General features: G+C 70.0%; 15 protein-coding genes. 6 read left to right on the forward strand and 9 right to left on the reverse strand.

What is annotated here, in order from left to right; translation table 11 throughout:
• Positions 1-115 precede the first annotated feature (115 nt).
• The 7 genes from QM517_RS08465 to QM517_RS08495 form a co-directional block, all read right to left on the reverse strand.
• Positions 116-4,744: a family 43 glycosylhydrolase gene (locus QM517_RS08465; RefSeq protein ID WP_283286565.1), complete on the reverse strand. Its 4,629-nt coding sequence runs from the start codon at positions 4,742-4,744 to the stop codon at positions 116-118.
• Between the two features lie 139 nt (positions 4,745-4,883).
• A complete protein-coding gene (locus QM517_RS08470; protein ID WP_283286568.1) occupies positions 4,884-5,897 on the reverse strand; it encodes a LacI family DNA-binding transcriptional regulator in 1,014 nt (337 codons plus the stop codon).
• The gene (locus QM517_RS08475) at positions 5,890-7,425 is read right to left on the reverse strand and encodes a sugar ABC transporter ATP-binding protein (RefSeq protein WP_283286570.1); all 1,536 of its coding nucleotides are present in this window, start codon (positions 7,423-7,425) and stop codon (positions 5,890-5,892) included. The genes QM517_RS08470 and QM517_RS08475 overlap by 8 nt, the downstream gene beginning before the upstream one ends.
• Positions 7,426-7,479: 54 nt before the next feature.
• Positions 7,480-8,493 carry an ABC transporter permease subunit gene (locus QM517_RS08480; protein WP_077049656.1) on the reverse strand — a complete coding sequence of 338 codons (1,014 nt, stop codon included), beginning with the start codon at positions 8,491-8,493 and terminating at the stop codon, positions 7,480-7,482.
• On the reverse strand, positions 8,493-9,536 hold the full coding sequence (locus tag QM517_RS08485; protein WP_077049657.1) for an ABC transporter permease: 1,044 nt from the start codon (positions 9,534-9,536) through the stop codon (positions 8,493-8,495). The genes QM517_RS08480 and QM517_RS08485 overlap by 1 nt, the downstream gene beginning before the upstream one ends.
• Positions 9,533-11,083: a sugar ABC transporter ATP-binding protein gene (locus QM517_RS08490; RefSeq protein WP_283286578.1), complete on the reverse strand. Its 1,551-nt coding sequence runs from the start codon at positions 11,081-11,083 to the stop codon at positions 9,533-9,535. Before QM517_RS08490 ends, QM517_RS08485 begins: the two co-directional genes overlap by 4 nt.
• Before the next feature lie 97 nt (positions 11,084-11,180).
• Positions 11,181-12,161: an ABC transporter substrate-binding protein gene (locus tag QM517_RS08495; RefSeq protein ID WP_160897506.1), complete on the reverse strand. Its 981-nt coding sequence runs from the start codon at positions 12,159-12,161 to the stop codon at positions 11,181-11,183.
• A 239-nt stretch (positions 12,162-12,400) separates the two neighbouring features.
• Between QM517_RS08495 and QM517_RS08500 the strand changes: the two genes are divergently transcribed.
• Positions 12,401-12,961 carry a flavin reductase family protein gene (locus QM517_RS08500; RefSeq protein WP_077049660.1) on the forward strand — a complete coding sequence of 187 codons (561 nt, stop codon included), beginning with the start codon at positions 12,401-12,403 and terminating at the stop codon, positions 12,959-12,961.
• A gap of 258 nt (positions 12,962-13,219) precedes the next feature.
• Here QM517_RS08500 and QM517_RS08505 read toward each other — a convergent pair whose 3' ends face one another.
• On the reverse strand, positions 13,220-14,107 hold the full coding sequence (locus QM517_RS08505; RefSeq protein ID WP_283286583.1) for a DUF808 domain-containing protein: 888 nt from the start codon (positions 14,105-14,107) through the stop codon (positions 13,220-13,222).
• A gap of 168 nt (positions 14,108-14,275) precedes the next feature.
• Between QM517_RS08505 and QM517_RS08510 the strand changes: the two genes are divergently transcribed.
• The 5 genes from QM517_RS08510 (at position 14,276) to QM517_RS08530 (ending at position 17,550) form a co-directional block, all read left to right on the forward strand.
• Positions 14,276-15,259: a MauE/DoxX family redox-associated membrane protein gene (locus QM517_RS08510; RefSeq protein ID WP_283286586.1), complete on the forward strand. Its 984-nt coding sequence runs from the start codon at positions 14,276-14,278 to the stop codon at positions 15,257-15,259.
• Positions 15,260-15,357: 98 nt separating this feature from the next.
• Entirely contained in the window at positions 15,358-15,948 is a 591-nt protein-coding gene (locus QM517_RS08515; RefSeq protein WP_283286589.1) for a molybdopterin-dependent oxidoreductase, read from the forward strand.
• Positions 15,945-16,685, forward strand: coding sequence for an FAD-binding oxidoreductase (locus QM517_RS08520; RefSeq protein WP_283286592.1), 741 nt, complete (start codon positions 15,945-15,947; stop codon positions 16,683-16,685). Before QM517_RS08515 ends, QM517_RS08520 begins: the two co-directional genes overlap by 4 nt.
• Complete coding sequence (locus QM517_RS08525) at positions 16,685-16,945, forward strand: DUF6510 family protein (RefSeq protein ID WP_283286594.1); 261 nt, start codon at positions 16,685-16,687, stop codon at positions 16,943-16,945. Before QM517_RS08520 ends, QM517_RS08525 begins: the two co-directional genes overlap by 1 nt.
• 215 nt (positions 16,946-17,160) lie before the next feature.
• Positions 17,161-17,550, forward strand: a complete 390-nt coding sequence (locus QM517_RS08530) for a DUF2510 domain-containing protein (RefSeq protein ID WP_283286596.1) — start codon at positions 17,161-17,163, stop codon at positions 17,548-17,550.
• A gap of 99 nt (positions 17,551-17,649) precedes the next feature.
• On the opposite strand, the gene QM517_RS08535 is transcribed toward QM517_RS08530, so the two are convergent.
• A complete protein-coding gene (locus tag QM517_RS08535; RefSeq protein ID WP_283286600.1) occupies positions 17,650-18,309 on the reverse strand; it encodes a TetR/AcrR family transcriptional regulator in 660 nt (219 codons plus the stop codon).
• Between the last annotated feature and the right edge of the window lie 34 nt (positions 18,310-18,343).

Genomic DNA, 18,343 nt, shown 5'->3' on the forward strand with positions numbered 1-18,343 from the left:
GCGTTTATGCGTGAAGGAGGCCACGCCCGCACCCGTCCCGGCGGGCGGCCGCACACCGGGCACGAGGAAGACCCCGGATGCCAGGGCATCCGGGGTCTTCCTTCCGTTCAGCGGATCAGGCGTCGGTGCGGCGCGGGCGACGCAGCGTCCACACCACTCCCGCCGCGACCAGCAGGAACGCGGCGAGCAGCCCCGCACCCAGAGGCGCCTGGGCTCCGGTGGCGGCGAGCTGGCCCGCGGCGACGACGGTGATCGGCACGCTCCGGATCACCGAGCCGTCGGCTGCGTAGACCACGATCGTGTGGCTGCCCGCGGCGAGGTCGCCGGGGATCTGCACGTCGAACGTGACGCGGCCGCTCGCATCGGCGGCGGGGATGCCGGCGATACGGATCGGGTCGCTGCGCAGCTCGGCCGTGACCTGCTCGCCCGCGGCGAGACCCGTCACCGTCACCCGCACGATCCCGCCGCGCTCGACCGTGGTGGTCGAGACCGACACCGACGGGGTGGCATCCGGGGTGCTCGTGGGCGAGGCCGTCGGGGTCGGCGTGCCCGTGGGCTCGGTCGTCGGCTCCGGCGTCGCGGTGGGCGTGACCGTCGGCGTCGCCGTCGGGGTCGCCGTGGGCGAGGCCGTCGGGGTCGCCGTCGGCGTCGGGGTCGGCTCCGTCGTGTCGGGCACCTCGCGCGGAGCGACGCTCGTGAGCGTCGGCTTCACGGTCTGGAACAGCCCGTCCGGACCGATCTCGAGGCGGTCGATGGTCGTCTCGCGGTTCGTCCCGCCGCCGCCCGGGATCGCGAACCGGTGGTACGCGATGTACCACTCGTCCGTGCCGGGCACGGTGATGATCGAGCTGTGCCCCGTCCCGAGGATGCCCTGCGAGGTGTCCTTCGAGAGGATCACGCCGCGGTACGTCCACGGGCCGTCGATGCTCGTCGACGTGGCGTAGCCGACGCGGTAGTCGGCCGAACCCGTGTCGTCGATCGAGTACGTGAGGTGGTACAGACCGTCGCGGTAGTTCACGAACGTCCCCTCACGGAAGTCGTTCAGCCCCGAGATCGGCTTGATCGTGCCCGCCTTGATGCTCTTCATGTCATCCGAAAGCTCGCCGTAGACCGGGTTGCCGTTGCCCCAGAACAGGTAGTACTTCCCCGTCTTCGGGTCGTGGAACGCCGCCGGGTCGATCGCCTGTCCGCTGTGGACGCTCTCGGCGTTGGTGATCATCGGCTGAGCGTCCGCGGTGAACGGCCCCTCGGGACTGTCGGCGACCGCGACACCGATCTCCTTGCGGTCGTCCTGCGGGTTGTGACCGCTGAAGTAGAAGTAGTACTTCCCACCCTTCTCGATGATCGTCGGAGCCCAGGCGTTGCCGGTCGCCCACGGAACGTCGCCGTTCGCGCCGTCCAACGTCAGGAACGGCGTGTCGGACCGTGTCCAGTCGACGAGGTTCTTCGACTTCCACACGTAGAACGTGTTGCCGCCCCAGCCGGGGACCCCGTCGGTCGTGGCGTAGATGTAGTACGTGTCACCGAACACCGCGATGTTCGGGTCGGCGTACAGACCCGGCAGTACCGGGCTCTTCATCTCGACCGCCTTCAGCGTCCAGACCACGTCGGCCTGCCCGTCGGTCTTCAGCGTGACCGTGACCGGCGTGCTGAGGTTTCGGACCGTGCCCGATGCCGGGGTCGCCGTCGTGCCGGAAGCGGTCGTAAACGTCGGGCGCAGCTTCGTCAGGTCGGTGCCCGGCACGACGGGGAACAGCACCGTGCGGTTCTCGGCGTCGACGATCGGGGCGACCTTGAGCGCCGCGGCATCCTGAAGGCTGACCTCGGTGAGCAGCCCGGGGTTCTGGGCCGCGACCTCGTCCGGGCTCAACGCGCGGTTGTACAGCGCGAACTCGCGCATCTGACCGCGGAAGAGGTTGTCGTCGTTGTAGACGGACTTGCCGAGGTAGTTCGCCAGGGTCGTGCCCTTTCCGATGTCCCCCGGTCGGACGGTCACGTTGGTGTTCTCGGCGACCTTCTGGCCGTCGAGGTACAGTCGCGCGGTGCTGCCGCTCAACGTGTAGGTCAGGTGCACCCAGCGGTCGCGTGGCAGGGCGCTGGCGGCGGACGCGTTCTGCTCGCCCGTCCAGTTGCCCGTGGTGAGCGCGCCGCGGTACTGACCGTTGCCGGTCGAGAACAGGTACCCGTTGCCCTTCCCGTCGCTGCCGGTGTTTCCGAAGCCGTACAGGAAGTACGGGTTCTTCTGCGCCGCGTCGATCCGCACCTCGGTGTCGACGGTGAAGTCGGTGACACCCGCGAGCACGTTGTCGGGCAGGTCGACGTAGTCGTTGCTGCCGTCGAAGGTCAGCGCACCGTCCGCGAACGTCGCTCCGCCCTGGATCTGCGCATCGCGGCCCGCCCCGGAGCGGTCGTGCAGCGTCGCGCCCGAACCGTCGGTGAAGTCGTACCGCAGCACCTCGCCCTTCTCGTTCGCCGTGACCGGGGTCACGCCGGGCTCGGTGACGATGTTCTTCCGCAGGGCCGCGAGCTCCTCCGCGGTCACGGGCATGACGGTGCCGTGTCGCGGGCTGCTGGGCAGCGTGTAGCTCGCCGGAACCTGCCAGTTCGGGTTCGCGATGTCGGTGGTGGCCAGCGGGATGTACCCGCGCCCGCCGTACTCGTCGACGAACAGGTAGTACTTATCGCCGTTGACGTCGCCCGGGTTGGACTTGAAGATGCTCGGACCTTCCACCGCACCCGTGCCGGCGTTCTTGCCGATGCACGAGGTGACCTGCGTCCAGTCCTTCAGCGGAGCGGTCAGCACCGGGGAGCTCTCCTGGATGATGTCGCTGCACCCGGTCGTCCCGGCGCCCTCGTCCTTCGTGAAGCGCTGGTAGACGCCGTCCGCCTTGATCACGGTGGCGTCGATGCGGGAGATCCCGCCCTGCCAGACCTGCGGCTCGCTGAAGGTCACGAAGTCGCGCGTGGTGGCGTACATCATGCTGTTGGGCACGTTGGCGGTGTGGTTCGGATCATCCGCCGGGTAGATCTTCGAGGCCCAGAACACCACGTACTGGCCGAGGCTCTCGTCGTAGTACGCCTCCGGCGCCCAGGTGTTGCCGGCGGTGTCGGGCGAGACCCGGACGTGCCGTTGGTCGCTCCAGTTCACGAGGTCGTGCGACTCCCACACCTCGATGTACTTCGAGCCGACCGTCTGCGAGTCGCCCCACGAGGTGCCGCCGCCGATCGAGAGGTCGGTGGCGATCAGGTAGAACGTGTCGCCCTCGGGAGAGCGGATGATGAACGGGTCGCGGAGCCCCTTCTCCCCGTAGGTCGAGGTGAGGGCGGGCTTGCCGCCGTTGAGCTCGGTCCACGACAGCGCGTCGTTGCCGTTGCTCGCGGCGAAGTAGATGTTCTCGCCCTCGATCGTGTTCCCGGTGAAGTATGCGAAGGTGTACCCCTCGAAGGCACCGAGGTGCACCGCCTTGCGGACGTTCACGACGATGTCGCGGGTGCGGGTCGCCGAGCCCTTCGTCACGGATGCCGTGAGCGTCACGGTCGTGTCGGCCTCCTGGCGCGCGACGACACCCGTGGGGGAGACCACCGCGGGGTTCGAGCTCGTCCAGGTGACCGGGAGCTCTTCCGCCGTCGTCGGGAGCGTCAGGTTGCCGCGCGCATCGTCGGCGTTGACCACCGTGATCGCGTCGACGGCCCGCTGCGCCGCGCCCGCGTCATCGGGGACGGCCCGCACGGTTGCGGTGAAGCCGACGCTCTGCGTCGCGGTGCCCCGGGTGAGGGTCGCCGTCAGCGTGACTTCCGCGTCCGCCTGCCCGGCGGCGGGGCGGGTGACCGCGCCCGTCGACGACACTACCGCGGGGTTCGACGACGCCCACGAGATGCTCGACCCGTTCGTGCCGGCGGTGGGCAGGGCGATGTCCGCGGTGACGGCGCTCAGGTCGCCGAGGCCGAGCGCGGCCGCGTCGCGCGCGACGCGCTGCGCGTCGGTGGCGACGAGCGTCGTCACCTCATCGGCGGAGAGGGCCCGGTCGTAGAGACGGAAGTCGCGGAGGCTCCCGGCGAGACGCTTGTCGCCGGTGTAGTTCGAGCGGCCGAGGTAGTTGGCGGTGGTCGTGCCGCCGCCGATCGAGCCGGGGGTGGTGGTGGTGTTGGTGTTCTCGGCGACCTGGATGCCGTCGAGGTACAGGCGCGAGGTCTTGGTGCCCGCGTCGAGGGTGTAGGTGAGGGTCTTCCAGACGCCGCGATCGAGGTTCGCCGAGCCGCGGGTCTCCTGCTCGGTCGACCAGTTGCCGCTGGCGATGCCGGTATGGGCCGGGTTGCCCGTGGCGAACAGGTAGCCGTTTCCGTACCAGTCCGTGGTGTTGCCCAGACCCCAGATGAAGTAGTTACCCGACTGTTCCGGGCGCACGAGCACGTCGGTGCTGACGGTGATGGACGAGAGCCCCGCGAGGATGTTGTTGGGAACGCTCACATAATCGTCGGCGCCGTCGAGTCGGACCCCGTTCGCACCGGTCAGCGAGGGACCGCCGACGTAGGCGGCATCCCGACCGTTGCCGGAGTCGTCGTGCGCGACGGCCCCCGAGGTCTCGTCGAGCGGGTAGGAGACGACCAGTCCGCTCGTGGGGGTGGCCGCGTTCGCGGCCAGAGGGACGGCGATCGGCGCCGCGACGAGCGCGGCGACGACCGGGACGGCGAGCGCCCAGGACGGGAGACGGCGGGGGAGCGCCGTCCGGGGGAGTGTAGGCACGGGGGTGCGGATCCTCTCGTGAATGCGACATTGCATGAGCCGTCGGCGGCGACGACTACCCGAATGTTAGCGCTCACACACCTGTTGACGTCAACACCGAGTTTCCGCGGCGATGAGCCCGCCGACGGCTACGCGCGGATCAGGGGCGCAGCGGCGCCGAGTCGCGGACGACGAGTCGCGTCGGCAGCGGGGTGCTCTCGCTGACGGTGTCGGGCTCCTCCACCATCAGCAACACCTTCTGCATCAGGATCTCCCCCAGCGCGGCGAAGTCCTGGCGCACGGTGGTGAGCGAGGGGAAGAGGAACGGCGCCTCGGGGACGTCGTCGAACCCGACCACCCCGATGTCCTCCGGCACCCGCAGCCCGCGTTCGCGGAGCGCCGACAGCACGCCGATCGCCATGTGGTCGTTGGCGACGAAGATCCCCTCACCGGGGGTGAGGTCGGTCTCGGTCGCGATCCGGTACCCGCTTGCCGCGGACCAGTCCCCGTGCACCGGCGGCGTCGATTGCGCGCGGGCGGAGGCGATCTCTTCGCGCCAGCCGCGCAGGCGCTCCACGGCGTCGGGGTTGCGGGCAGGACCGGCGATGTGGCGGACCGTGGTGTACCCCGACTCCAGCAGATGCCGCACCGCCGCCCGTGCCCCGCGGTACTGGTCGATCGCGACGAGACGCGGATGGGGCCGGCTGGTCGTGGCGGCGGCGACGATCGGGACGTCGATCTCGATCGCCTGCACCGCCGCGAGCACCTCGACGTCGACGACGATGAGCACGATGGCATCCACGCGTTGCTTGAGGAGCCCGTCGATCGCCGAACGGACCGCGGCCACGTCGTTCTGGGGCGAGCTGATCGCATCGACGTTGTAGCGGGCGGCGCGGGCCGCGAAATTGAAGTTCGTCGCGATCGACGTGGGGCCGTAGTCGACGGTGCCCGGCGTCACCAGGCCGATCGTGCGGGTGCGCCGCGTGACGAGGGCCCGCGCCGCCGGCGACGGGCTGTACCGCAGTTGCGCGATGGCCTGCTCGACGCGCGCCCGGGTCGCCGGACGGACGTTGGGCATGTTGTTGAGGACCCGCGAGACGGTCTGGTGCGATACGCCCGCGAGACGGGCCACGTCGAAGATGTTGGCGGTCCGGGATGCCTTCTCGTCAGCCATCGGAGACCCCCTCCTCCCCCGCGGCGGGCTTGGCCACGAGGGCGAGGAGGGCGTCGGAGGTGAGCTCGGCGGCGGGGAGGATCTGCGCGAGCACGCCGTCGCGCATGACGGCGACGAGATGCGCGACGCGCAGGACCTCGTCGAGCTCGGCGGAGATGTAGACGATGGCGAGGCCGTTGTCGGACAGCTCCCCCACCAGGCGCTGGATCTCGGCCTTCGCACCGACGTCGATGCCGCGCGTCGGCTCGTCGAGCACGATGACCCTGGGCGAAAGCGCGAGGAGCCGCGCCAGGAGCACCTTCTGCTGGTTGCCGCCGGAGAGCGTCGCGACGGGGCGATCGATGTCGGCGGGTCGGATGTGCAGCGCCTCCACCCAGCTCGTCGCGAGCTCCCTGCGCCGCGCCGTGCTGAGTCGGTGGAAGATCCCGCGCTGCGCCTGAAGGGCGAGCGTGATGTTGTCCAGGACGCTGAGGTCGCCGATGATGCCCTCGGTACGTCGGTTCTCCGACGAGTAGGCCACGCGCCGACGGATCGCCTCGCGCGGCGACCCGAGCCTCACCGGCTCGCCGTCGATGCGGACCTCGCCGCCGTCGGGGTGATCGACTCCGGTCAGCGCCCGCGCCAGCTCGCTGCGCCCCGACCCCAGGAGACCCGCGACCCCGATGACCTCGCCCTCGGCGATGTCGACGTCCGCGTCGCGCAGGCGGGGCCCGGATGCCAGGCCCCGCGCGCTCACGATCGAGGGACCGTCCGCGGGCTCCGGCGAGCGCTGTCCGAGAGGCGCGAGGGCGTCGGCGGCGGCACCGAGCATCTTCTCGACCAGGTCGATGCGCAGGAGCTCCCGCGTGCCGTACTCCCCCACCAGACGCCCGCCGCGGAGGACCGTGACACGGTCGCAGATCTCGTAGACCTGGTCGAGGAAGTGCGAGACGAACACGATCGCGATCCCCTGCGTCTTGAGATCGCGGATGACGCGGAAGAGCTCGGCGACCTCGTCGGCATCCAGGCTCGAGGTCGGCTCGTCGAGCACGAGCACCTTCACGTCGACCGAGACCGCGCGGGCGATCGCGACGAGCTGCTGGATGGCGAGGGGATGCGTGGACAGCACCGACGACGGGTCGACGTCGACCCCGAGGGAGGACAGGGCGTCGGCCGCACGATCGCGCATCGCGCGGTGGTCGATCATCCCGAACCGACGCGGCTCGCGACCGAGCGAGATGTTCTCGGCGACGGTGAGGTTCGGGAGGAGGTCGATCTCCTGATAGACGGTCGAGATGCCGACCGCCTGGGCGTCCGCCGGGGTGGAGAACTGCATCGGGCGACCCCCGAGGAGGATCTCCCCCTGGTCGAGCCGCAGCGCTCCGGTGATCGCCTTGATCAGTGTCGACTTGCCCGCACCGTTCTCTCCCATGAGCGAGTGCACTTCGCCGGGGCGCAGGCGGAAGTCGACGTCGGCGAGAGCGGACTCGACACCGAAACGCACCGTCGCCCCGCGGACCTCGAGGAGGGGCGGGGCAACGGCGGACATGGGGTCAATCATGCCCGCGCGACGGTCGCCGCGCGCGCATCCCCGGCAGGCGCGTCATTTGGAGAGCGCGGACCGCGAGACGATGATCCGCTGCACCACGACGAACACCAGCAGGAGGGCGCCGACGGTGATCCGGGTCCAGGACTGCTCCGCGCCCGAGAACGAGATGATCGTGCGGATGAGGCCGTAGACGAAGACGCCGATCATCGAGCCGAGCACGAACCCGCTGCCCCCGGTGAGGAGCGTGCCGCCGATGACGACCGCGGCGATCGTATCGAGCTCGGTTCCGACGCCGTTGAGGGGGTAGCCGGCACCGGAGTACGCCGTCAGGACGATTCCCGCGAGCCCCGCGCACACCCCGCTGATGACGTAGACCGAGAGCTTCGCGCGCACGACGGGAAGGCCCATGAGTCGCGCCGACTGCTCGTTCCCGCCCACGGCGTAGACCGTGCGTCCGAAGCGCGTGAACCGCAGGACGAAGGCGGCGAGGGCGACGGTGAGCAGCGCGATGATCCCGGTCGGGGTGATGTACCACCCGGCGAAGGAGAAGCGCGTGGACTGGAGCCACAGCAGTCCCGCGTCGTCGACCTTGATCGACTGCAGGCTCACCACGAAGGCCAGGCCCCGGGCGAGGAACATGCCGATCAGCGAGGCGATGAACGGCTGCACGTCGAAGAACTGCACGAGGACGCCGATCAGCAGCCCGATCGCCCCGCCGATCAGGATCATCGCGGGAACCGCGACCGCGACCGGGACCCCCTGCGACAGCAGACTGGCGCACAGGATGCCGGTGAAGGCCATGACCGCGCCGACGGAGAGGTCGATCCCGCCCGTGAGGATGACGAAGGTCATGCCCACGGCCAGCACCAGCAGGTACGCGTTGTCGAGCAGGATCGACGACAGGATCCGAGGCAGCTGGAAGTTCGGGAAGTACGCCATCGACCCCGCGATCATGATCAGGAGGATCGCGATCGCGGCGAACACCGGAATCCACGAGACGTGGCGGCTGAGGAATCGGCGGTACGTGGTCGGGGCGGCGGAGCCGCGCTCGGCGGTGAGAGTGACCATCAGGACAGCACCTTTGCGTCGGGACGTCGGGTGAGGGGACGCACGGCCGAACGGCCCGCGGTCTGGAAGAACGCGCGGAACCGGCGCGACTGCAGCAGTACGACGATCAGCACGGCCGCGGCCATGAAGACCGGGCTGACGGCGGGCGGAACGCCCAGGAACGTGATCGTGCTCTTCAGGGTCTGGATCGTGAAGACGCCGACGACCGTACCGGCCAGGCTGAACTTGCCGCCGGCGAGCGAGGTGCCGCCGAGGACCACCGCGAGGATGGCATCCAGTTCGATGTAGAGACCTGCGGCGTTCGCATCGGCGGCCATGATGTTCGAGCTGTAGAGGATGCCGGCCATGCCCGCGAGCGTGCCGCTGGCGATGTAGGCGCCCCAGATGATGCCGCGCGAGCGGACGCCGGCGAGCCGGCTCGCTTCGGGGTTGATGCCGACGGCCTCGGTGAGCATGCCCAGCGCCGTGCGCCGCTCGACGATCCCGACGACGATCACCGCGGCGATCGAGACGTAGAAGGCGAAGGGGAGACCCAGGACGTATCCCTGCGCCATGAACTGGTACGGGTCGCTGTTGATGGTCGTGATGAAGCCCTTGGTGATGAGCAGGGCGACGCCGCGGCCGGCGAGCATGAGCACGAGCGTGGCGATGATGGGTTGGATGCCGAGCACCGCGACGAGGAAGCCGTTCCAGACGCCCAGCAGCAGGGCGCTGCCGACGGCCGCGGCGATGGCGATCATGACGACGCCGAGGTTGCCCGGTTCGGGCGAGGCCTCGATGATCGTCAGCGCCACGGCGCCCGAGACCGCCATGATCGCGCCGACCGACAGGTCGATTCCGCGCGTGGCGATGACGAGCGTCATGCCGAGGGCGACGAGCATGAGCGGCGCGCTGTTGCGCAGGATGTCGATCAGCGACCCGTACAGCTGCCCGTTCTGCACCGTGATGCTGAGGAACGACGGCCGCGAGATCGTGTTGACGGCGATGAGGGCGACGAGTGCCGCGATGGGCCACACGAGGCGGTGCGAAAGGAACTTCTTCATGCGATCTTCTCCCGATCGGACGACGTTGTCTCGGGCTGCCCCTCGGCGATGTAGGCGACGAGGCCGTCGAGGTCGACGTCCTGGGTGGCCAGCTCGCCGATCTTACGACGGTCGCGCAGCACGGCCACGCGCTGCGCGATGCGGAGCACCTCCTCGAGCTCGGAGGAGATGAACACCACCGCGAGGCCCTTCTCGGCGAGTTCGGCGACCTTGCGCTGGATGTCGGCCTTGGCGCCGACGTCGATGCCGCGGGTGGGTTCGTCGAGGATGAGCAGCTCCGGGGCGGTGGCGAGCCAGCGGGCCAGGAGGACCTTCTGCTGGTTGCCGCCGGAGAGGTTGCGGATAAGCGCGTTCGGGTTCGCGGGGCGCACCCCGAGCGCGGTGATGTACTCGTCGACGATCGCCTGCACCTCGGCGGCGCCGAGCTTGCGCAGTGCGCCGCGGCGGGCCTGCACGCCGAGGATGATGTTCTCGGCCACGGTGAGGTCGCCGACGATTCCCTCGGCGCGGCGGTCCTCCGACGAGAAGGCGATGCCGCGGTCGAGGGCGTGGCGCGGCGAACCGAGCCGCGACGGCGATCCGCCGACCTCGACCTGCCCCTGATCGGCGCGGTCGGCGCCGGCGATGAGGCGGGCGAGCTCCGTCCGGCCCGAGCCGAGCAGCCCCGCGAGGCCCACGATCTCCCCCGGGAAGACGTCGAGATCGACGGGCTCGAGGGCGTTCTTGCGGGCCAACGAGACGGCCTTCAGCACGGGGGTTCCGGAACGGTCGATCGGACGCTCGGCGCTGGCCGAGATGGCATCCAGTTCGCCGAGCTCGCGGCCGATCATCTTCGCGACGAGCTGTTCACGGGTCAGGTCGGCGATCGGGTACTCGCCCACGAGCGTGCCGTTGCGCAGCACGGTCAGGCGATCGGAGATCTCGTAGATCTGGTCGAGGAAGTGCGAGACGAAGAGGATCGCCACGCCGCGGTCGCGCAGATCCCGGATGACGCCGAACAACTGCTCGACCTCGCCCCGGTCGAGGCTGGAGGTCGGCTCGTCGAGGACCAGGACCGTGGTGTCCACGACCATCGCGCGGCTGATGGCGACCAGCTGCTGGACGGCGATCGAGTGGCTCGCCAGGATCGAGCGGGTGTCGATGTGCACGCCGAGCTCGGCGAGCGCCGCGGCGGCCGCGGCGTGAGTGGCGCGCCAGTCGACCAGACCCGCGCGGCGGATCTCGTTGCCGAGCATCACGTTCTCGCCGACCGACAGGTTCTGGCAGAGGTTGACCTCTTGGTAGACGGTGGCGATGCCGGACGACTGGGCGTCCGCGGTGGAGCGGAACAGGCGCTCCTCGCCCTGGACGCGGATCGTGCCGGAGTCGATCCCGTACACGCCGGTGAGCGCCTTGATGAGGGTGGATTTGCCGGCGCCGTTCTCTCCCATGAGGGAGTGGACCTCACCGGGGTAGAGGGTGAAGTCCACGCCGTCGAGCGCCTTCACTCCGGGGAAGGAGATGCTGATACCGCGCATCGCGACGACGGCAGCGCGTTCGGATGTCATGCTCGATCGCTTTCTCAGGGGGTGAGCGGAGGGTGTGCGGGGCCGGTTCGGCCCCGCACACCCGAGGACTCACGGACGCGGACGCGTCCGCGGGGGATCAGTACTTGCGGTCGGGCAGAGCGGCCTTGGCCTGCTCCTGGTCGAACGCCTGGTCCTCGACGATGTACTGCTTGTCGACGGACTCGCCGGCGACGACCTTCTTGACGACCTCGGCGACCTTCTCACCGAGCAGCGGGTTGCACTCGACGATGTAGTTGAACTCGCCGTCGGCCAGGGCCGTCATGCCGTCCTTGACCGCGTCGATCGTCACGATCTTGATGTCGGTGCCGGGCGTGAGACCCGCAGCCTTGATCGCGTCGAGGGCACCGAGACCCATGTCGTCGTTGTGGGCGAAGAGCAGGTTGATCTGCGAGCCGTACTTCTGGAGGAAGCCCTCCATGACGGTCTTGCCCTCGGCACGGGTGAAGTTGCCCGTCTGCGAGTCGAGGAGCGTGATGTCGGTGCCCGCGATCGCGTCGTTGAAGCCGGTCGCGCGGTCGGTGGCGGCCGACGACCCCGTGGTGCCCTCGAGCACGACGAGGTTGGTCGGGGTCTTCCCGAAGTTCTCGGCGACCCACTTCCCGGCCGTCTCGCCCTCCTTCTTGAAGTCCAGGCCCACCCAGCTGGCGTACAGGTCTTCCGACGCGGACACCGTGCGGTCTTCGAGGATCACCGGGATGTTGGCATCCTTGGCTTCCTTCAGCACGTCGTCCCACCCGTCGGTGACGATCGGGGCGAGCACGATGGCATCCACGCCCTGGTTGATGAAGCTGCGGACGGCGGCGATCTGCGCCTCCGGCTTGTTGTCGGCCGCGTTGAAGATGAGGTTGAAGCCGTTCTCGGTCGAGAACGCCGTCTTCATCGACTCGGTGTTGGCGCTGCGCCAGCCGCTCTCGGAGCCGGTCTGGGCGAAACCGACGGTGATGACCTTGTCGTCGCCACCTCCGCCGGCCGTCGAGCCACCGCCGGCGCAGCCGGTCGCGGTGAGAGCGATCGCGCCCATGAGCGCGAGTCCGGCGAGGGTCTTCTTCGCCTTCATGTTGAAACCTCCTCGTTTCGCCGGCTGCGTCGCCGGTCCATGTGATGCAGCCCCCTCGGGCGGGCTGACTCCTGAATGTTAGCGCTCACACTTGCGGCCCTGTCAAGAGTCAATCGCACCGGAAAAATAGCGGAGAGGGCGATGTGAAGCCTCACAACACCGGTGTGATCGCGGATCGCGTGTGTCGCCGCGTTTCGGCATCCCGCGCCGGGCTCCGCCGGGAGGGTTACCGTCGAGGTATGACTTCCCTCCCGCAGGAGCGATCCGAAAGCACGCCGACCATCGGCACGTCCGTCACGGCGGACGACTTCAAGCGCGCGTTCCGCGGCCACCCCGGCGGCATCGCCGTGATCACCGCGTACGGCGAGCACGGACCCGTCGCCCTCACCGCTTCGTCGGTGTCGTCGGTCTCGGCCGACCCGCCGCTGCTGATCTTCTCGGTCTCGAGCCTGTCGTCGGCGACGCCGACGATCGTGGCCGCGTCGACGATCGTGGTGCACCTGCTCGACGCCGAGGACATCGCCCTGGCCCGGGCCGGCGCCACGAGCGGGCTGGACCGCTTCGCCGACACGTCCACCTGGTCGCGCCTGGCCACGGGCGAGCCGGTGTACCACGGCGTCCGGGCGTGGCTGCGGTGCGCCGTCGTCAGCCGGATGGATGCCGGCGGCTCGACCGTCATCGCCGCCCAGGCCCTGCAGGTCGACGTCGAGCGCGACCTCGAGCCGGGTGAGCCCGGCGCCGCGCTGGTCTACCACAACCGCACGTGGCATCGCCTCGGCGAGCACTCCCGCCTCGACTGAGTTCTCCTCCCGGGAGCCGCGCCCCCGCCGCCTGCCTCCCCCGCGGTCAGTTCACGCGATCTGGCCGAGCGCACACGCCGCTGACCCGCCACGGCGGGTGCCTTCGACCACGTCGCGTGATCTGGCCGAGCGCACACGCCACCGACCCGCCACGGCGGGCGCTGGACCAGTTCACGTGATCTGGCCGAGCGCACACGCCACCGACGCACCACGGCGGGTACCTTCGACCACGTCACGTGATCTGGGGCCTGCCTCCGGTCAGTGCGCGGCGGCCTCGCGGCGGAACACCCGGCGGATGCCGGTCACCACGGCGATGATGACGAGGCCCAGGATCAGGCCGAAGACCGCGGAGATCGCGGTGTCGACGATCCACACGACGACCGGTCCCGTGGCCTCGATCGCGTGCTCGACGGCGTGGAGGAGGTCGGACGGCCCCGCCCACAGCGTCTCGCCGAGGTTCTGCACCACCAGATGACCGCCGACCCACAGCATCGCGATCGTCCCGATCACGCTGATCACCCGGAAGACGGCCGGCATGGATGCCACGACCCGGGCGCCGAACCGCCGGACGGCGCGCGTGGGGCTCTTCATGAACCGCAGCCCGATGTCGTCGATCTTCACCAGGAGCGCGACCGCGCCGTACACGACCACGGTCATGGCGAGTCCGATGACGAGCAGCGCGCCGAGCGTCATCCAGATGCCGAACCCGGGATCCAGGCTCGACAGGGCGATGAGCATGATCTCGGTGCTGAGGATGAGGTCGGTGCGCACGGCTCCGAGAACCAGTTTCCGCTCGTCGCGGGGGCCGTCGTCGTCCCCGTGGCCATGGCCGACGCCGAACCACTCGAGCACCTTCTCGGCACCCTCGAAGCAGAGGAAGCCGCCGCCGAGGATCAACAGGAACGGCAGCACCCCCGGCGCGAACGCGGTCAGCAGGAGCGCGATCGGGATGATGATCACGTACTTGTTGATGATGCTGCCGAGGGCGATCTTCCAGACGACGGGCAGCTCCCGGGCGGGCGTGATCCCCTGAACGTATTGGGGCGTCACGGCCGCGTCGTCGATGACGACGCCCGCGGTCTTCGCGCTGGCTTTGAGCGCGGCGCTGAGGATGTCATCCACCACGGCGAGCAGACCGACGGACATGGGCGATTCTCCTGGGTGGGCGGCTGCCGCGCGAGCCGCGCGCAGTGACGGAGTCGTCACAGCGACCTTATCCGCCCCGGGTGGAGCGGGACGCCCCGGGGCCTTCACCCGCCGGAGACCGAACGCCGCCCACCGCGCCGCCGGCGCGAGGGGTGGGAATCTGACGGGATGCTCGGGCCCTTCAGCCTCCCCGCCCTCGTCGTCACCGCGGTGTTCGTCCTCAGCGCGGTGGGCAAGCTCCTCGACCTCGACACCGCCCCCGCCACCCTGCGCGCCCTCCGCCTGTCGGGCCCTCCGCCGCGCACCGTCGTCGGCGGCGTCGCCGTCATCGAGCTCGCCGTCGCCGGCGGGCTCCTCCTCGGCAGCGGAGTCGTCGCCGTCACGGCGGCCTCCGCTGCCGTCGCGCTGTCGGTCGTCTTCCTCGCCGTCGGAGTGCGCGCACAGATCCGCGCGTCGACGGACGAGTGCGGATGCTTCGGGCGGCTGGCATCCACTCGGGTGGGTCCCGCCATGACGGCGCGCAACACCGCCCTCACCGCCCTCGCCGGGCTCACCCTGGTCGGCGCCCTGATGGAGCCGACCGCGCCGGCGCTGGCCGTCCGCCTCGTCCTCTTCCCTCTGCTCGGCGGCGCGCTGCTGCTCAGCGGCGCGGCGATCGCGGTCGTGGGAGCCACCCTGCACCCCTCGGGGGAACGCGCCGCGACCACTCCCCCAGGAGTGCCGGACGCGGCGGTCATCACCCCGGACGGCGGCGTCGTCGTCCCCCGTCAACGCGCCCTGCGCGGGCGCGCGCAGCTGCTGCTCTTCGTCCGGCGCGGGTGCACCTCGTGCGAGAACCTCATCGACCGGATGACGTGGGACCGGGAGCTGCTCGAGGCCCTCGTGGACGTGCGACTCATCGTCCCGATCGGAGACGGCATGTCCCTGAGCGCGGCCGACGAGGGTCTGCACGTCGACCCCTCCGGAGAGTTCGCCCGGGCGCTCGGCATCCCGGGCAGCCGCCCGGTCGGGGTGCTGCTGACCACCTCGGGCGACGTGCTGCAGCCGATCGCCGTCGGCGGCGACGAGACGGCGACGCTGGTCGGCACCGTGCTCGCAGCGGCCGCCGAAGCACGCGACTCGCACCCCGACGAGGGCTCCGCGACGAACTGATGGGTGCGGCGGCAGCGGATCCGACAATCGTCCCTGTCGCGCTATGGGCGACCTGGCTAGGGTGAAACTCGTCCCCGCCCGGGAGGAAAGAGGCATCCATGTCGTTCATCACTCGAGGGTTCTCCGGGCCCCGCGCCGAACGCGATCCGCGCCTTCCCCCCGGTCAGACGCTGGTGAGTGATTGGCCCGTGTTGTCGGCCGGTCCCACGCCCGAGATCGACGCCGACGAGTGGGAGTTCGTCGTGCGGACCGAGAACGGCGACCATCGGTGGAACACCGCCCAGCTGCAGGCGCTCGGCATGGAGGACATCACCGTCGACATCCACTGCGTCACGCACTGGACGAAGCTCGACATGCCGTGGCGCGGAGTGTCGCTCGACCGCATTTTCGACGAGGTCGAGACGGCCCACGACTTCGTGATGGCGCACTCCTACGGCGGGTACACCACGAACGTGCCTGTGGAAGACCTCCTCGACGGCAAGAGCTGGATCGCCTTCGAAGCCGACGGCGAGCCCCTCACCGCCGAGCACGGCGGCCCCGCCCGACTGCTCGTGCCGCACCTGTACTTCTGGAAGAGCGCGAAATGGGTGCGCGGGCTCGTGACGATGCCCGACGACGATCCCGGATTCTGGGAGCAGAACGGCTACCACCTGCACGGAGACCCCTGGCAGGAGGAGCGGTACTGGTGACGCACCGCCCGACCGCCTGGCACACCGCGACGGTCGCGGACATCCGCGCCGAGACCCCCACGGCTCAGCGCATCGAACTCGACGTGCCGACCTGGCCGGGCAACGATGCGGGCGCGCACCTCGACCTGCGCCTCACGGCACCCGATGGATACCAGGCGTCGCGGTCGTACTCGATCGCGTCGTCGGGCGACGGCCCGCGCGTCCTCCTGGCGGTCGACGAGGTGCCCGACGGCGAGGTCTCGCCCTTCCTCGTCCACGATCTGCGCGTCGGGGACGAGATCGAGGTCCACGGACCGCTCGGCGCCTTTTTCGTGTGGACGCCCCCGACCGAGGCGTCGCCGCGACCGGTGCAGCTGATCGCCGGCGGCTCGGGGGTCGTGCCGCTCTTCGCCATGGCCCAGGCGCACGCGACCGCCGGCGACGCGAGCGAGTTCCGCCTGCTGTATTCGGTGCGCACTCCCGATGACGTCTTCTTCGCGGACGAGATCGCCGCGTTGGCGGCGTCGGGGGCGGTCGACCTCGACCTCGTCTACACGCGCGTGGCGCCCCCCGCGGCATCCGTGCCTCCCGGTCGGCTGACGGCCGAGCGCCTGCGGGACGCGGTCGTCCCCGCCGACCGCGTCCCGCGCGTGTACGCGTGCGGTCCGACCCCGTTCGTCGAGGCCGTGTCGCGCTGGCTCCTGGCCGCCGGGCACCGGCCCGGCGACATCCGCACCGAGCGATTCGGAGGCTCGTGATGGACGTTCTCGACGGCAATGCGCTCGCCGGTCGGCTGGCCGACCTCCTCGGGTGGGATGCCACCGACTCGCTCGTCCGCTGCCGATCCTGCGGCGACGGCGGGGCCGTGGGGCGTGTCGCGGTCTACGCGAGCGCCATGGGGGCCGTCGCCCGATGCCGGTCGTGCGACGCCGTGCTCCTGACCATCGTGGACGCCGTCGGCGGGCGGTCCTGGTTCGGGATGCCGGGCATCGACGCCCTCGAGGTGCGGCGGGGGTAGCGGCCGAGCCGCTCACCAGGTACACAGACTCGATCGACCCCGACATCCTGGCGTTCATCCCGGAGTGATCCGTCGCGTACGCGAAAGGCGCGCCCGAGTTCTCGGGGTGCGCCGTTCTCGTTGCCCTCGACACGGAATGCCGTCAGACTCGGGGCAGCACCGTCGGAGGCACGCACTCGCGAACGCCGGACGGTCCGGGGCGAAGGGGGAGTCCGATGGCGGACGCACAGGCGGGTTGGTACGACGATGGCTCGGGCCGGATGCGATGGTGGGACGGCCAGCAGTGGACTGACGAGTACCAGGCGCCCGCTCCCCCGCAGCCCGGCATCGAGGGATTCATCGCCCGCGCGCAGGCGGATGCCGTCGCGGGAGCCCAACCGCGCCCCGCGCAGACCGGATACGACTACGTCGTCCTGCAGGTGGTGTTGAAGGAGAAGTTCTTCGGCTCCGGGTCGGGAAACCTCACCGAACTCGAGAACGTCATCAATCGGCAGGCAGCCCTCGGATTCCGGCTGCACACGATCTCGACGTCCTCGTCCGGAAGCACCGGCTTCGGCGGCGGCGACCGCATCCAGGCGACCATGGTGTTCGAGCGCGCGAGCTGAGCCGGACCGCCGCGCACGAACGACGAATGAGCTCCGCCGGTCGACGTGGCTCGTCGACCCCCGCAGACAATAGCGGCTCGTAATACCCGGGGCGGTCGGTCAGCGCTCCATCGGATCGGGTGGGAGAAGCGCCGCCCGAAGCGTCCGCGACAGCCACTCACGGAACTCGTCCAACGAGTACCCCCGACGACGGACCAGCAGGTCGTACGTCTCCGGACTTGCGATCGTCCAGGCGGTGTCGACGGCGGCGGCCGACGAGAGCCCGACGGCGAGGTCGGACTCGGTGAGCGTACCGACAAGTCGTGTGAAGAGTCCGTGCCGCCGATGCTGGAGATCGTTCCAGTCCTCAGCGATCTCGGGGTCCACACCCGCGGCGTCGCGATAGACCGCCCAGGCGGACGCGGCGCGCGCCGCAACCTCGGTCACGATGTCGGCGATGAGGTCGATGCGCTCGCCCGCAGCGAGTCCGTCCCCGAAGCGCGCGGCCGCATCCGCGGGCACGCCTGCGTCTCCGGCGATCGCCGTCTCGGTCCACGCTCGTAGGAGCGCCCGTTTGCTTCCCCAGGTGAGGTAGAGCGTCTGCACGGAGACTCCGGCGGCCGCAGCGAGCTTCGCTACCGTTGCCGCCCGGTACCCCTGGGCGGCGAACTCCTCGCCCGCGGCGGCGAGAATCCGTCGACGGGTGCCGTCTCGCAACGCCTCCCCGACGCGCTTCTGTCGACTTCGATCGTCCCCCGCAGCGTCCGCATCTCGAGCCATGGACGAATCCTATCCGATGATCTAGAGTCTCACT

The organism is Microbacterium sp. IEGM 1404 (assembly GCF_030056775.1).
Taxonomy (GTDB): Bacteria; Actinomycetota; Actinomycetes; order Actinomycetales; family Microbacteriaceae; genus Microbacterium.

Coding starts and splice junctions, on each gene's coding strand:
- QM517_RS08470 (WP_283286568.1), bottom strand. CDS start 5,897: ATGGCTGACGAGAAGGCATCCCGGACCGCCAACATCTTCGACGTGGCC.
- QM517_RS08475 (WP_283286570.1), bottom strand. CDS start 7,425: ATGTCCGCCGTTGCCCCGCCCCTCCTCGAGGTCCGCGGGGCGACGGTG.
- QM517_RS08480 (WP_077049656.1), bottom strand. CDS start 8,493: ATGGTCACTCTCACCGCCGAGCGCGGCTCCGCCGCCCCGACCACGTAC.
- QM517_RS08485 (WP_077049657.1), bottom strand. CDS start 9,536: ATGAAGAAGTTCCTTTCGCACCGCCTCGTGTGGCCCATCGCGGCACTC.
- QM517_RS08490 (WP_283286578.1), bottom strand. CDS start 11,083: ATGACATCCGAACGCGCTGCCGTCGTCGCGATGCGCGGTATCAGCATC.
- QM517_RS08495 (WP_160897506.1), bottom strand. CDS start 12,161: ATGAAGGCGAAGAAGACCCTCGCCGGACTCGCGCTCATGGGCGCGATC.
- QM517_RS08500 (WP_077049660.1), top strand. CDS start 12,401: ATGACTTCCCTCCCGCAGGAGCGATCCGAAAGCACGCCGACCATCGGC.
- QM517_RS08505 (WP_283286583.1), bottom strand. CDS start 14,107: ATGTCCGTCGGTCTGCTCGCCGTGGTGGATGACATCCTCAGCGCCGCG.
- QM517_RS08510 (WP_283286586.1), top strand. CDS start 14,276: ATGCTCGGGCCCTTCAGCCTCCCCGCCCTCGTCGTCACCGCGGTGTTC.
- QM517_RS08515 (WP_283286589.1), top strand. CDS start 15,358: ATGTCGTTCATCACTCGAGGGTTCTCCGGGCCCCGCGCCGAACGCGAT.
- QM517_RS08525 (WP_283286594.1), top strand. CDS start 16,685: ATGGACGTTCTCGACGGCAATGCGCTCGCCGGTCGGCTGGCCGACCTC.
- QM517_RS08530 (WP_283286596.1), top strand. CDS start 17,161: ATGGCGGACGCACAGGCGGGTTGGTACGACGATGGCTCGGGCCGGATG.
- QM517_RS08535 (WP_283286600.1), bottom strand. CDS start 18,309: ATGGCTCGAGATGCGGACGCTGCGGGGGACGATCGAAGTCGACAGAAG.